Origin of the sequence: Pannonibacter sp. I15F10I1, assembly GCF_900185665.1 — a bacterium.
Lineage (GTDB): Bacteria > Pseudomonadota > Alphaproteobacteria > Rhizobiales > Stappiaceae > Pannonibacter > Pannonibacter indicus.
Genome location: NZ_FYAN01000029.1, coordinates 119,672 through 133,035, shown reverse-complemented (window position 1 = coordinate 133,035; position 13,364 = coordinate 119,672). Strand labels below are relative to the sequence as shown.

Genomic DNA, 13,364 nt, shown 5'->3' with positions numbered 1-13,364 from the left:
GCAGGAAAGCTCGATTAGAAGACCGCTTGCAAAGACGGACCGCAGCGCTGACGGTCCGCGCCGTTGTTTTGCTGGCCAAGGGCCTCGAACTTTCGGAAGCGCTGATGCGGGAGGCTTGCCCTCTCAGCCCGTGCAGACGTAGCTCAGTTGGTTAGAGCGTCGGATTGTGGCTCCGAAGGTCGGTGGTTCGAATCCACCCGTCTGTACCACTTGTTTTCCATTGATCATGTGTATGAAGCGCCCTTGCGGCGGCGTTCCGCATTTTCAGTGCGCTGCCTCCCACTCCTGCGTCGCCCCGGACAAGCGCAGCGCGATCCGGGGTCTACTCATTTCCAGAGAATTGCCGTGTTGCCCGTCCGGGCAAGGCCAACGCTCGATGAGATTGACTCATCGAGCGTTGGTTAAGCCCGTGCGGCGCTTGAGCATTTTCAAGGCGTGATGCGTCAGCATCTCAGAGCCTTGGTATAGTAGCGGCATTGCTGCTTCTGCTCCGCCGAGCGCCTTTGCGCTTCGCAACAACCTGACCGCTCTGCGAGTGAGTGGTTCCCGGATCTCCGCTTCGCTGCGTCCGGGACGACAGCGTGAGCGTGTTGAGAGGCAAGGCCTCACCTCGCAACAAAAAACGCCGCAGGGCTAAGCTGCGGCGTTCTGATGTGTCTTCCGAAAAGCCTCAGGCTTCCAGTATTTCCGTGGCTTCGATCTTGATGTCGAAGCCTTCGAGGCCGACGTAGTGGCGCTCGCGGGAGGAGAGGAGGCGGATGGAGGTGACGCCGAGATCCTTGAGGATCTGCGCGCCGATGCCAACCTCGCGCCACTGTTCCTGCCGCACCTGCGCCGAACCGTGCTCTTCAAACTCGGCAGCTTCCAGATCCGTGCGCTGGCGGCGGGACTGGCGGGCAACGCCTACCGAGCCCTCGCGCAGGAACACGATGACACCGCGCCCCCGGTCCGCAAAGCTCTTCATCACCGCGTCGAGCGGCTGGGCAGCGCCGAACACATCGTCCAGAACCGACTCCAGTTGCAGGCGCACAGGCACGCTGCGCCCGTCGAGGATGTCGCCATAGACGATGGCGACATGGTGCATCGGGTCATAGGGCGTGGAATAGGTGACCGCATAGGCGGGGCCTGCCACGGTCTGGATCGGCTGCTCGTTGACGCGCTCGATCAGCTTTTCCGTGCGCTGGCGCCAGGCGATGAGATCCGACACGGACACCATCTTGAGGTCGTGCTCGGCGGCAAATTCGGCCACCTGCGTGCCGCGCTTGACGGTGCCGTCATCGTTGACCAGTTCCGAAATGACGCCCACCTGCTCGAGCCCGGCCAGGCGGCACAGGTCCACGGCGGCTTCCGTATGGCCGGAGCGGATCAGCACGCCGCCTTCCTTGGCGATCAGCGGGAAGATGTGGCCGGGGCGGACGAAATCGGACGGTCCGGCATTCGGGTTCGCCAGTCCGCGCACCGTGGCGCAGCGCTCATCCGCCGAAATGCCTGTGGTCAGGCCGTGGCGGTAGTCGACGGAAATGGTGAAGGCGGTCGACAGCGGCGCGTCATTGTTCGAGACCATCGGGTCAAGGCGCAGGCGCTTGGCGGCGGCCAGGGTCATCGGCGCGCAGACGATGCCGGAGGTGTGGCGCACGATGAAGGCCATCTGCTCCGGCGTCACCTTGGTGGCGGCAACGATCAGATCGCCTTCGTTCTCGCGGTCGTCGTCATCGGTGACGACAACCATTTCGCCGCGCTCAAAGGCACGGATCGCTTCGGCTACACGGGCCTGGGACACGGGATGCTCCTTGGTGATGGAAAGGCCGAGAAAGTCATTGGGCGTGACGCCGCCGCCGGTTGCCTCGGCAATCTTGCGTGCCATGTCACGCGATACCCAGGCGCCGGGATCGTTGCACAGAGCCGTCACCGAAGCCGGTGACAGGCCAGCCCGCCGCGCAAATGCGCTGCGGCTTTCTCCGTTTGCTGCAAGCCAATGATCTAGTCTCATGCGCTGACGCTAGCGCATCGCGCTTTCAGCCGCAAGGAAAAGAACATCCTGTTTTCAGTGTCGCTGAAAGATTATCCAACCTGTCCGCGATGGCGCAGGAAATGGTCCGCCAGCACGCAGGCCATCATTGCCTCGCCCACGGGCACGGCGCGGATGCCGACGCAGGGGTCGTGGCGGCCCTTGGTCATCACATCCACTTCGTCCCCCTGCCGCGTCACCGACTGGCGCGTGGTGAGGATGGAGGAGGTGGGCTTCACCGCAAAGCGCGCCACGATCGGCTCGCCCGAGGAAATGCCGCCCAGAATGCCGCCAGCGTGATTGGAGAGGAACAGCGGGCGGGCATTGCCGGCGCGCATTTCGTCAGCGTTCTCCTCGCCCGTCAGGCTCGCCGCATCAAAGCCGTTGCCGATCTCCACGGCCTTCACCGCGTTGATGGACATGAGCGCGCTGGCGATGTCCTGGTCCAGCTTGCCATAGAGCGGGGCGCCAAGGCCTGCAGGCACGCCTTCGGCCACCACCTCTATCACCGCGCCAACGGAAGAGCCGGCCTTGCGGATGCCGTCGAGATAATCCGCGTAAAACGCTGCCATCTTCGCGTCGGGGCAGAAGAAGGGGTTGTTGTCCACTTCCGCCCAGTCCCAGTTGTTGCGGTCGATCTTGTGCGGGCCCATCTGCACCAGCGCGGCGCGGATGGTGACATTCGGGATGATCTTGCGGGCAACGGCGCCGGCGGCAACGCGCATGGCGGTTTCGCGGGCCGAAGAGCGGCCGCCGCCACGGTAGTCACGGATGCCGTATTTAGCATCATAGGTGTAATCGGCGTGGCCGGGACGGTAGCGGTCCTTGATCTCGGAATAGTCCTTGGAGCGCTGGTCCGTGTTTTCCACATAGAGGGAAATCGGCGTGCCGGTGGTCTTCTGCACGCCATCCTCATCCACCATCACGCCGGAGAGGATCTTCACCTCGTCCGGCTCGCGGCGCTGGGTGGTGAAGCGGTTCTGGCCGGGCTTGCGCTTGTCCATGAAGCCCTGAATGTCGGCTTCCGTCAGCGGGATCAGCGGCGGGCAGCCATCCACGACGCAGCCGATCGCCGGCCCATGGCTTTCGCCCCAGGTGGTGAAACGGAAGAGGTGGCCGAAGGAATTGTGCGACATGGAAAGCCTGTGGCTGATCGTAACAGTTCTGGGGCCAGTGTCTTAGGTGGGAAATGCCCCGCGGTCAAATGGCCTGCGCGTCCTGAAGCTGCTGCTGCCGCTCCTTGAAGGCCCTTGCGGCAACGGAGAGCCCGCCATCGGCGCCATCCACGAAATGCACGTGCTGGCGCCCGGCCATGTCGGAGACAAGGCAGGTCATCAGCGCGGTGTCTGACTGATGCAGGCCATAGATGATGCGCCCGGCAGCGAACTCCGCCTGCAGAAACGCCTTGAGGCCGTTGATCTGCTGCTCGTTCAGGTCCAGCACCAGCCGCAGCGTGTCATCGAACTTGCGGTAGTCGGTGTTGGTCAGCATGTCCTGCATGTATTCTGAAGGTTTAAGCGGCCCGATGGCCCAGCCGGTCCAGCGGGAAAAGCGCACGGCGGCCACGCCGAGAATGATCTTCAGCACCTCTTTCAGGCGGAGCTTGCCGCCGCCGAGCAGTCTGGCTTCCCGGGTCAGGGTGTCCGGAGCTGTTCGCAGGGACAGGGCTTGCGGCGTGACGGGGGCCTCCGGCATCTGCGCTGCCTGCGGGTCGCTGCCCGTTGCCTGGCGCAGGCCGCTCATCAGGGTCTTGAGCGCTGCCGGATCGCTCGTCGTGGCTGGCCGCACCATCAGGCTGACCATCTGCCCATGGCGGGAGGGCAGGGGCTCCCAGCGGCAGGAAAAGCCGGTGAGATCGGGATCGGCAGGGGCCTCGACGCCGGAGAGGAAGGGGCGCACCGCGTCCGGATCCTTCAGGATGGTTTCCGCAAGCTGCAGCCCGTCGCCGGAGAACATGGCCAGATAATTGCCGGGGCTCAGCTCGAACTTGCGCACCAGCACATCCGTGCCACGGGCGCGCAACACGCTGACGGGGATGAGCGCCGTGCGCAGATCCAGCGCAAAGACCTGTCCGGCCAGCCGGGCGACACCGGCCAGCGCCTCGGCTGCAACGCCGCGCGCTTCCGGCGGCACCAGCACGGTGGCACCATCGCCGCCGAAGACGAAGGGCACCTGATCGACGCCGAGCTTGTTGGTGAGGGCGGAAATCACCGCCACACCCACCATGTTCACATCCTTGTAGCGCCCGGCGGCAATGGCTGCGGTGGACTGCAGGATGTCGGCGATGCAGACGATCCAGTCATCGGGAACCGGGGCATAGCCGCCTGCATCGGCGACACCGGCAAACTCCGTGAAGGCCGGCAGGAGGGCATAAAAACTCGCGGGACTGCCGGTCTCTGCGCCGATTTTCATGATGGTGCCATGCCTTCCTCCGGTGATATCCCGATCCTGCCAAGAAAACGCCTTCAGTTTCCCTTACAGGTTTGCTTAAAGTCGTGCCGGTGCTTCGCATGCTGACATAGGCAGGTCATGGAATGCGGGCAAGGACTGGACGGCCAAACCTTCGGATGCCCTACCCATGGCGAACCTGCCATGAGCGGCCGGCACCCGCCGAGAGACCGGAGAAGAGAATGAAGCATGTGCGTGCAGGTTTGATCGCCCTTGGCCTGTTTGGGCTGGTAAGTTCGGCAGCTCTCGCTGACGAAGCGACCGGGGAGATCGCCCAGATCAACGTGGACACCGCCACCATCACCATGACCGACGGGACGACCTACACCTTCCCGGTGGATTTCTTCGTCGATGACATCAAGCCGGGCCAGAAGGTGCGCGTCTTCTATGACGTCGAGGGCGGCCAGCGGAAGCTCTACGATCTGCAGATCGAAAGCTGAGGGCAGCCTCTCAGATCAGGCTGAGCTTTCCGTCTTTCCACAGATAGACAACATCCTGAGGCACATCGAGCCTCGGGATTTCGGATGGCTGCAGGTCTTCCAGCAGGCCGCGCAGCACGCGGATCACGCCGCCATGGATGACGGAGACCGAGGGCGCCGTCTGCTCGGCCAGCCAGCCGCTGATTCGCTGCGATAGCATGGCGTAGCTTTCGCCCTGCGGCGGCACGAAGCCCCACTTGTCGGACCGGCGCTGCGCAACAAGCTCGGGATCGCTCGCCGCCAGTTCCTCAAGGGTGCGCCCTTCCCAATCTCCGAAGGTGATTTCCTTGACGCGGGGCTCCAGCTCATAGCCTCCGGCGGGCAGGCCCATGGCCTCGCGCATCAGATCCATGGTCTCGCGGGTGCGGCCGAGGGGCGAGGCGATGAAGCGCAGTTCCGCCGGATCAATGCCCCCATGCGCCAGGAACGAGGCCAATGCCTTGCCGTTGCGGCGGGCCTGACTACGGCCTGTGTCATTGAGTGGAATGTCTTTCTGGCCCTGCATCCGGCCTTCCGCGTTCCAGTCGGTCTGGCCGTGACGGATGAAGATGAGCAGTGTGGAAACTTGCAGCTTCATGCGGAGCGTTCCGGTCTCGGTGAGGTCGGCCATAAGGTCTCTTTCGGGAAGATACGCAGCGGGCGGGGCACTGGATGCTGCTGTGCGAGAATGCCATGGCTTTGTAAACGAGGCATGTGCCCGGCGGAAGCGGCCCGGTAAATTTTGCGAGACCGGAATGCGGGTAGTCCAAATGCAAAAAGGGCACCCGGTGGGGTGCCCTTTCAATCCTGCTTCAGGTCCCGGACCTGAAGATCACTCCTTGACCACCGAAATATCCGGTGCGTCCACGGCCTTCATGCCGACGACGTGGTAGCCGCAGTCCACATGCTGCACTTCGCCGGTGATGCCACGGCCAAGGTCGGACAGGAGGAACATGGCCGCATCGCCCACTTCCTCGATGGTGACCGTGCGGCGCAGCGGGGCGTTGTATTCGTTCCACTTCAGAATGTAGCGGAAGTCGCCGATGCCGGAGGCGGCGAGCGTCTTGATCGGACCGGCGGAGATCGCGTTGACGCGGATGTTCTGCGGGCCGAGGTCTGCCGCCAGATACTTGACGCTGGCTTCCAGAGCCGCCTTGGCAACGCCCATGACGTTGTAGTGCGGCATCACCTTTTCGGCGCCGTAATAGGTCAGCGTCAGCACGGAGCCGCCATCGGTCATCAGCTTTTCGGCGCGCTGGGTGACAGCGGTGAGCGAATAGACCGAAATGTCCATGGTGCGGGCGAAGTTGCCCGGCGTGGTGTCCACATAGCGGCCGGTCAGCTCTTCCTTGTCGGAGAAGGCGATGGCGTGGACGAGGAAGTCGAGCTTGCCCCAGGTCTTTTCCAGATGGGCGAACACGTCGTCAATGCTGGCAGCGTCGGTGACGTCGCAATGGCCGGCGACGATGGCGCCCAGCTGTTCGGCCAGCGGCTCGACGCGCTTCTTAAGGGCCTCGCCCTGGTAGGTGAGGGCGATTTCAGCGCCTGCATCCGAGAGGGCCTTGGCGATACCCCAGGCAATCGACCGGTTGTTGGCAACGCCCATCACGAGGCCGCGTTTGCCTTTCATCAGTCCGTGCGTTTCCGCCATGTTTTTCTCCAGATGACTTCCTTAACCGTCTGCCCGGCGGGCTGGCTTCCTATGGCACACGCGGTTCCCCGCTTCAAGTCTGCTGCCGCGCCTGTGGCAAAGCTCCGGCTGGACCGGCGGCCTGCGATATGATAGCGGCGCGCTGTCGTCAGTTTTGCCCCTGCCGGGGCCGGACCTTCAGGGAGCCCGTCATGGCCGATACTGCCCACGCCGCCCGCTTTGCCGAAATCATCGGCGCTGCCAATGTTCTGACTGCTGCCTCAGACAAGGCGCCCTACCTCGTGGAGTGGCGCGATCTTTATCAGGGCGTGACGCCCATGGTGCTGCGTCCCGGTTCGACGGCAGAGGTCAGCGCGGTGCTGCGCTATGCCGATGAGCAGGGGCTCAAGATCGTGCCGCAGGGCGGCAACACCGGCCTCGTCGGTGGCCAGATCCCGCAGGAATCCGGGGATGAGATCGTCCTTTCGCTCGGCCGGCTCAACAAGGTGCGCAACGTCGATCCGGACGGTTTCACCATCACGGTGGAGTCCGGCGTGGTGCTGGAAGCGCTGCAGCGCGAGGCGGAAAAGGTCGACCGGCTGTTCCCGCTTTCGCTCGGCGCGCAGGGCTCCTGCCAGGTCGGCGGCAACCTCTCCACCAACGCCGGCGGCACCGCGGTTCTGGCCTATGGCAACAGCCGCGATCTGGTTCTCGGCCTCGAAGTGGTGATGGCAAACGGCGACATCTGGAATGGCCTGCGCGCCCTGCGCAAGGACAACACCGGTTATGATCTGAAACAATTATTTATCGGCGCCGAAGGCACTCTGGGGGTCATCACGGCCGCCACGCTGAAGCTTTTCCCCAAGCCGAAGAAGCTGGAAGCCGCCTTCGTTGGTCTGGCGAGCCCGGAAGACGCGTTGCAGCTCTTTTCGCTCGCCAAGGGGCAGGCCGGACCGATTCTCACCGGCTTTGAAATCATGCCGCGCGTCGGCCTGGAGTTCTGCCTGCGCCATCTCAATGGCGCCCGCGATCCGCTGTCCGGCAGCCATCCCTGGTATGTGCTGATGGAACTTTCCTCCGGCACCGAAGCCTTCCCCGTGCGCGACCTGCTGGAGTCCATTCTGGGCGAAGCCTTCGAGAAGGGCGTCGTCGAGGATGCGGCCTTCGCAGAAAGCCTGCAGCAGGTGAACGACTTCTGGCACATCCGCCACGGCATGTCGGAAGTGCAGCGCGCGGAGGGCGGCTCGATCAAACATGACGTGTCCGTGCCGGTTGCTGCGATCCCGGCTTTCCTCCGCAAGGCGATTGCCGCCGTGGAGGCCATGGTGCCCGGCTGCCGCCCGGTGCCCTTCGGCCATCTGGGCGATGGCAACATCCACTTCAACGTCAGTCAGCCCATCGGCGCGGACAAGGAAGCCTATATCGCGCGCTGGGACGAGATGAACGAACTGGTCCACGGCATCGTGCACGAGTTCAACGGCTCGATCTCTGCCGAACACGGCATCGGCCGCCTGAAGCGCGATCTGATGAAGCAGGTGAAGAGCGAGCTGGAGCTCGACCTGATGCAGCGCATCAAAACCGCCTTCGACCCGAAGAACACCCTCAATCCGGGACGTGTGCTGTAAGGTGAATGAGTGGGGCTGGCCTGTGTTTCGTGACACCGGCCGGCCGCATTCCGGTGGGCCTGTGGTGGGCTGCAAGCCTCCCCATTTTCGTCCTGCCATGGCTTGACCATGGCATCCATGCCCTTGCCTATCCAGGGAGTCCGGCGGGGACGGATATTCATCCCGTCACAGGCCTTGCAGGCTGATGGGAAACGGGGTGGATGCCATGGTCAAGCCATGGCAAGACGGAGAGAGGACGAGAGGCGCGTGCCTTTCCGCCAATCTCTGCCCCTCAAATCCCCTTCAGTGTTTCCCGAGCGATGATGAGGCGCTGAATTTCGCTGGTGCCTTCGTAGATCGTCGTGATTCGGGCATCGCGGGCGTAGCGCTCCAGCGGGTAGTCCTTGATGTAGCCGGCGCCGCCATGGAGCTGCAGGGCGGTGTAGGTGGCCTTCTGGGCGGCTTCCGAGGCAAAGAGCTTGGCCATGGAGGCTTCGCGGGCGAAGGGGCGGCCCTGATCCTTCAGCCATGCGGCCTGCATGATGAGAAGGCGGGCAGCTTCCAGTTCGGTTTCCCGGTCGGCGATCATCCACTGGATGCCCTGCATGTCCGACAGGGGTGCGCCGAACTGCTGGCGCTCCTTCACATAGGCCTTGGCCGCGCTCATGGCGGCACGCGCAATGCCGAGCGACAGGGCGGCGATGCCGATGCGCCCGCCCGCCAGTTCTCCCACCGCAACGCGGAAGCCCTGGTTCTCCTGCCCCATCAGGGCAGAGACGGGCACGCGGCAGTCCTGAAACAATACCTCGTTGGTGGCTGAGCCCGTTTGGCCCATCTTCTTTTCCGCCTTGCCGATGATGAGCCCCGGCGTCCCGGCCTCAACGAGGAAGCAGGAAATGCCCTTGCCCTTAGGTGCGGCAGGATCGGTGACGGCCCAGACGACGAAGACGCCCGCATATTCGGCGGAGGTGATGTAGAGCTTGGCGCCGTTGAGGATGTAGCTGTCCCCGTCCTTCACGGCGCGGGTCTTCATGCCGGCCGGGTCTGAGCCGGCGCCAGCTTCCGTCAGGCAGAAGCCGCCGGCCGCATAGGTGCCATCGGTCAGCTTCGGCAGATAGGCGGCGCGCTGGGCTTCGTTGCCGACGGCCTGGATGACTTCGCCCACCATGTTGGACACCGACACGGTGACGCCGGTGGAAGCGCAGGCCTGGCCCAGAGCTTCGACGGAGAGCGCAAAGGCCAGCGTACCGGCTTCCGTGCCGCCGTAATCGCCCCGTACATTGAGGCCCATGAAGCCGTTTTCGGCCAGAACCTTCAGGTTCTCCAGAAACGCCTCGCGTCCGCCGCCGTGGTCCAGCGTTTCGGCCAGCGGCGCCAGCCGGTCTGCCGCCAGTTTGCGGGCGGTTTCGGCGATGAGGCTCTGTTCCTCGGTCAGGTCGAAATGCATGGCTTTTCTGCTCCCGCAATGAGGCCGGATCCTGCGGGCACGCTAGCGAAGGGGGCAGAGCCTGTCCATTGGCCGGGAGCCCTCCAAAGGGCGGACAGCCCTGCGAAATTCACCCGGGATCTTTGCCCTCAGAACAGACTGCCCTGGCTGGAAGCCGGTGCATCCGGCTTCGACGCGGCGGCTTTGGCGGCGCGGGGCTTCTTTGCAGGCGGCACGGTGCTGCTGCTGGCGGAAGAAGATGCGGGGCCGTCACCTTCCACCACTTCGGCAGCAAGCTGCCCGCCTGCCAGTTCGATGGAGAGCAAGGTGCCGGCGGGGGCATCGGCGGGGTTGCGCAGTGGCTGGCCATCGGCAGCGCGCACCAGCGCATAGCCGCGTGACAGCACATCCTTGTAGGACAGGGACTTCAGCAGCTTGGACAGACTGTCGAGCCGGGCGCGGCGCTCCTGTGTCAGCTGCTGGCCGGTGCGGCCCAGCCGGGTGGAGAGCGTGCCGAGCCGCTCCTGCCCCAGCCGGATCTGTCGGATCAGCGGAGCGGGCGTCAGGCGGCCGGAGACGGCGTTGAGCCGCTGCGACTGGCTGGCAATGGCAACGGTGAGGGCACGGGCCAGCCGCTCTTCCAGACCGGTCAGCCGGTCGCGGGCCTGCGTGGTGCGGCGGGCCAGCGTCAGCGGCGTGAGCAGAGCCTCGGCGCGCATCAGCCGGGTGCGGTGGGCGCGGGTGTTGACGGACAGCCCGCGCTCCAGATTGCCTGCAGCAAAGTCGAAGCGCTGGCGCGGCAGGGCCAGAAGGTCACGCGGGGCGGGCAGGGCGGCGGCAGCAGCGCGCAGCTCCGTCCGGCGGCTGGCCACCAGCCGCAAGAGCCCGGCGGAAAGGCGGCGGTTCAGATCATTGAGCGAGGCCATCAGCTCCGCCTTCACCGGCACGGCGATTTCGGCCGCGCCCGTAGGCGTCGGGGCGCGCAGATCTGCGGCCAGATCGATCAGCGTCCAGTCGGTCTCGTGGCCCACGGCAGAGATCAGCGGGATGGCGCTTTCGGCAGCAGCCCGGACAACCGCTTCGTCGTTGAAGCCCCACAGATCCTCAAGGCTGCCGCCGCCACGGGCAACGATGATGAGATCCGGCCTGGGAATGGCCCCGCCCTCGGGCAGGGCGTTGAAGCCGCGGATGCCGTTGGCGACTTCCGCCCCGCAGGTTTCGCCCTGCACGCGCACGGGCCAGACCAGCACATGCAGCGGGAAGCGGTCGGAGATGCGGTGCAGGATGTCGCGGATCACCGCGCCGGTGGGCGAGGTGACGACGCCGATGACACGCGGCAGGGTGGGCAGCGGCTTCTTGCGCTCGGGTGCGAACAGGCCTTCGGCTGCGAGCTTGCGCTTGCGCTCTTCCAGCAGCGCCATCAGCGCCCCGGCACCCGCCGGTTCCAGCGCATCAATGACCATCTGGTATTTCGACTGGCCGGGGAAGGTGGTGACCTTGCCGGTGGCGATCACCTCCAGCCCCTGTTCCGGCTGGATCTTCAGCTTGGAAACGGCACCCTTCCAGATGACGGCGGACAGCACCGACCGGTCATCCTTGAGGTCGAGATAGATATGACCGGAGCCGGGCCGCGAGATGCGCCCCAGTTCGCCGCGCACCCGCACATAGCCGAAAGCATCCTCAAGCGTGCGCTTGATGGAAAAGGAGATATCGGAAACCGTGAATTCGGCGATGTTGGAATTCGGGGATGCTTCGGTCACGCCACTCGTCCTGCCTGTTGGCGCCAAGGTGGACGGACGGGCAGCCGGGGTCAAGAGCGCGGGGCGTCCTGCTCCCGATTGCCTGTGAATGCGGCCGGAGGATTGGCCAGCAGCTCGGAAAGGCGGTCGAGCCGCTGAAGTATCTCTTCCTCCGAGAACGGGCAGACGGAAAACATCATCAGTTGCCAGACGCCTTCGATCGCCAGGAAGGCAATCTCCGCAAGCTCGGGCGTTTCGCAGGTCGCGCGGATTTCGCGGACAAGGCTGACGTGATGCGCCTTGACCGGGGCCAGCAGCTCCGGCTCCTCGGCAATGGCGGCAAGCATTCCGGCAGGCGGTTCGCTCAAGGGGCAGACGTCCCGCGCCACGGCAATCAGATAGGCCCGCATCAGGGCATTGGGCTTGCTGTCGCGCAAGGTTTCCTCAAAAGCCTCGCTGACCGATTTGCTGACCATCGCCATATGCCGCTCGACCATGGCGCGCAGCAGATCGGACTTGGACTTGAAGTGATAGAGCAGCCCGCCTTTGGAGACGCCAGCTCTTTCGGCAACGGCCTCAAGCGACAGTTTTCGGGCACTTTCTGCGTAGACGAGTTCCACGGCTGCATCAATGAGCCGCTCCCGTGTCGCTTCCCGCTTTGCCTGTCTTGAACCCTGTTGCACTTCAGTCACATTCACCGCCGCTGCTTGTCATTTTCCGCATTGCGTCATCTTGACTTTACCGTCCGGACGGTAAAGTTTGCAAGCCAATGAGCGCAGATTGGTGATTACCCCTATAAAGAGTGATCGAAAATCCTTCGCTCCAGCGATACTATCCGCGGCAAAGCCCGGCAGGAAACTGTGGGGGGCAGTCGCATTAGAAAGCGGCCGGTTCGCCGCATGACCGGGAAACAGATGAAACGTTTCATTATCGGGCTTATTGCCATTGCGATCGTAGGTGGCCTTGGATACGGCGCCTGGTGGTTCGACAACTTCCGCGCGGGGATGATCCAGGCGTTCTTCGCACAGCCGCGCCCGCCGATCACCATCTCGGCGCTGACCGTGGAGCCGGAGCGGGTCGAGCCCGTGATCCAGTCCATCGGCACCATCCGCGCGCGTCAGGGCGTGGATGTCCCGGCCAGAACCTCCGGTATCATCAAGGAAATCCTATTCGTGTCCAACCAGGACGTGGAAAAGGGCGAGCTGCTGGTGCAGCTTGATGACGAAACCGAACAGGCCGACATGATCGCCGCCAAGGCGAACGAGGCACGTGATGCGCAGGCGCTCAGCCGTGCCTCTGCGCTGAACACCCGCGGCTTCAGCTCGACCTCGGATCTCGACAATGCGACGGCGGCGCTGGATGCCTCCCGCTCGCAGCTGGAGCGCGTTCAGGCCGCGATCAACCTCAAGAAGATTGTCGCGCCCTTCTCCGGCACCATCGGTATCGCCCGGGTGGACGAAGGCCAGTATCTGCAGCCCGGCACGGTCATCGCCACCCTGCAGGACCTCAAGGTCATGAAGGTCGATTTCACCATCCCCGAGCAGCAGCTGCCGCTCGTCAGCATCGGCCAGGAAATCAAGGCAGGTCTGACGGAAGGCGAGTTCAGCCATCGCGGCAAGATCACCGGCATCGACCCCAAGGTCGATCCGCAGTCGCGCCTCGTCTCGCTGCAGGCGGAAGTGGACAACTCGGAAGGCCTGCTGCGCCCCGGCCAGTTCGCCTTTGTCGACGTCGTCCTGCCGGCCGAGGAGAACGTCATCGCCCTGCCGCAGACGGCGGTGGTGCAGAGCCTCTATGGCACCTACGTCTTCCGCGTCGTCGATGCCAAGCCCGAGGAAGGCGCCGCCGCTGATGCGCCGAAGAAGCAGATCGTCGAGCAGGTGTTCGTCACCGCAGGCCGCCGCTTCGGCACCCAGATCGAGGTCAGCAAGGGCGTTTCCGCCGGCGATGTGATCGTCAATGCCGGGCAGAACAAGCTTGCCGCCGGCAACAGCGTGACCATCGACAATACGATCATGCCCAATGCCACGGGCATGACGACCGGAGAGTAA

General features: G+C 64.2%; 11 protein-coding genes and 1 tRNA gene. 4 read left to right on the top strand and 8 right to left on the bottom strand.

The genetic code is table 11. From position 1 onward, the window contains the following. Nucleotides 1-132 precede the first annotated feature (132 nt). Nucleotides 133-209 (top strand) — tRNA-His (locus IF10I1_RS21475). A 461-nt stretch (nt 210-670) separates the two neighbouring features. Here IF10I1_RS21475 and ribB read toward each other — a convergent pair. From ribB to IF10I1_RS21460, 3 genes are all read right to left on the bottom strand, one after another. Further along, nucleotides 671-1,990, bottom strand: a complete 1,320-nt coding sequence (ribB, locus tag IF10I1_RS21470; protein WP_050472064.1) for a 3,4-dihydroxy-2-butanone-4-phosphate synthase — start codon at nt 1,988-1,990, stop codon at nt 671-673. Nucleotides 1,991-2,061: 71 nt separating this feature from the next. After that, nucleotides 2,062-3,144: a chorismate synthase gene (gene aroC, locus IF10I1_RS21465; RefSeq protein ID WP_058897894.1), complete on the bottom strand. Its 1,083-nt coding sequence runs from the start codon at nt 3,142-3,144 to the stop codon at nt 2,062-2,064. Between the two features lie 64 nt (nt 3,145-3,208). Continuing rightward, nucleotides 3,209-4,420, bottom strand: coding sequence for a DUF3095 domain-containing protein (locus IF10I1_RS21460; protein ID WP_186392085.1), 1,212 nt, complete (start codon nt 4,418-4,420; stop codon nt 3,209-3,211). 218 nt (nt 4,421-4,638) lie between these two features. Here IF10I1_RS21460 and IF10I1_RS21455 point away from each other — a divergent pair, with 218 nt between their 5' ends. Then, nucleotides 4,639-4,896, top strand: a complete 258-nt coding sequence (locus IF10I1_RS21455) for a DUF1344 domain-containing protein (RefSeq protein WP_055455035.1) — start codon at nt 4,639-4,641, stop codon at nt 4,894-4,896. A 10-nt stretch (nt 4,897-4,906) separates the two neighbouring features. Here IF10I1_RS21455 and IF10I1_RS21450 read toward each other — a convergent pair whose 3' ends face one another. Continuing rightward, on the bottom strand, nt 4,907-5,545 hold the full coding sequence (locus IF10I1_RS21450) for a histidine phosphatase family protein (RefSeq protein ID WP_186392084.1): 639 nt from the start codon (nt 5,543-5,545) through the stop codon (nt 4,907-4,909). 201 nt (nt 5,546-5,746) lie between these two features. After that, nucleotides 5,747-6,565 (bottom strand): enoyl-ACP reductase FabI, encoded by an 819-nt coding sequence (fabI, locus tag IF10I1_RS21445; RefSeq protein WP_050472059.1) that lies wholly within the window; start codon nt 6,563-6,565, stop codon nt 5,747-5,749. 191 nt (nt 6,566-6,756) lie between these two features. Between fabI and IF10I1_RS21440 the strand changes: the two genes are divergently transcribed. Then, nucleotides 6,757-8,169, top strand: a complete 1,413-nt coding sequence (locus IF10I1_RS21440; RefSeq protein WP_186392083.1) for an FAD-binding oxidoreductase — start codon at nt 6,757-6,759, stop codon at nt 8,167-8,169. A 271-nt stretch (nt 8,170-8,440) separates the two neighbouring features. On the opposite strand, the gene IF10I1_RS21435 is transcribed toward IF10I1_RS21440, so the two are convergent. The 3 genes from IF10I1_RS21435 to IF10I1_RS21425 form a co-directional block, all read right to left on the bottom strand. Beyond that, nucleotides 8,441-9,595: an acyl-CoA dehydrogenase family protein gene (locus tag IF10I1_RS21435; RefSeq protein ID WP_186392082.1), complete on the bottom strand. Its 1,155-nt coding sequence runs from the start codon at nt 9,593-9,595 to the stop codon at nt 8,441-8,443. Between the two features lie 128 nt (nt 9,596-9,723). Beyond that, nucleotides 9,724-11,334, bottom strand: a complete 1,611-nt coding sequence (xseA, locus tag IF10I1_RS21430; RefSeq protein ID WP_186392081.1) for an exodeoxyribonuclease VII large subunit — start codon at nt 11,332-11,334, stop codon at nt 9,724-9,726. A 50-nt stretch (nt 11,335-11,384) separates the two neighbouring features. Continuing rightward, nucleotides 11,385-12,011: a TetR/AcrR family transcriptional regulator gene (locus IF10I1_RS21425; RefSeq protein ID WP_208977303.1), complete on the bottom strand. Its 627-nt coding sequence runs from the start codon at nt 12,009-12,011 to the stop codon at nt 11,385-11,387. A 216-nt stretch (nt 12,012-12,227) separates the two neighbouring features. Here IF10I1_RS21425 and IF10I1_RS21420 point away from each other — a divergent pair, with 216 nt between their 5' ends. Continuing rightward, a complete protein-coding gene (locus tag IF10I1_RS21420) occupies nt 12,228-13,364 on the top strand; it encodes an efflux RND transporter periplasmic adaptor subunit (protein WP_186392080.1) in 1,137 nt (378 codons plus the stop codon).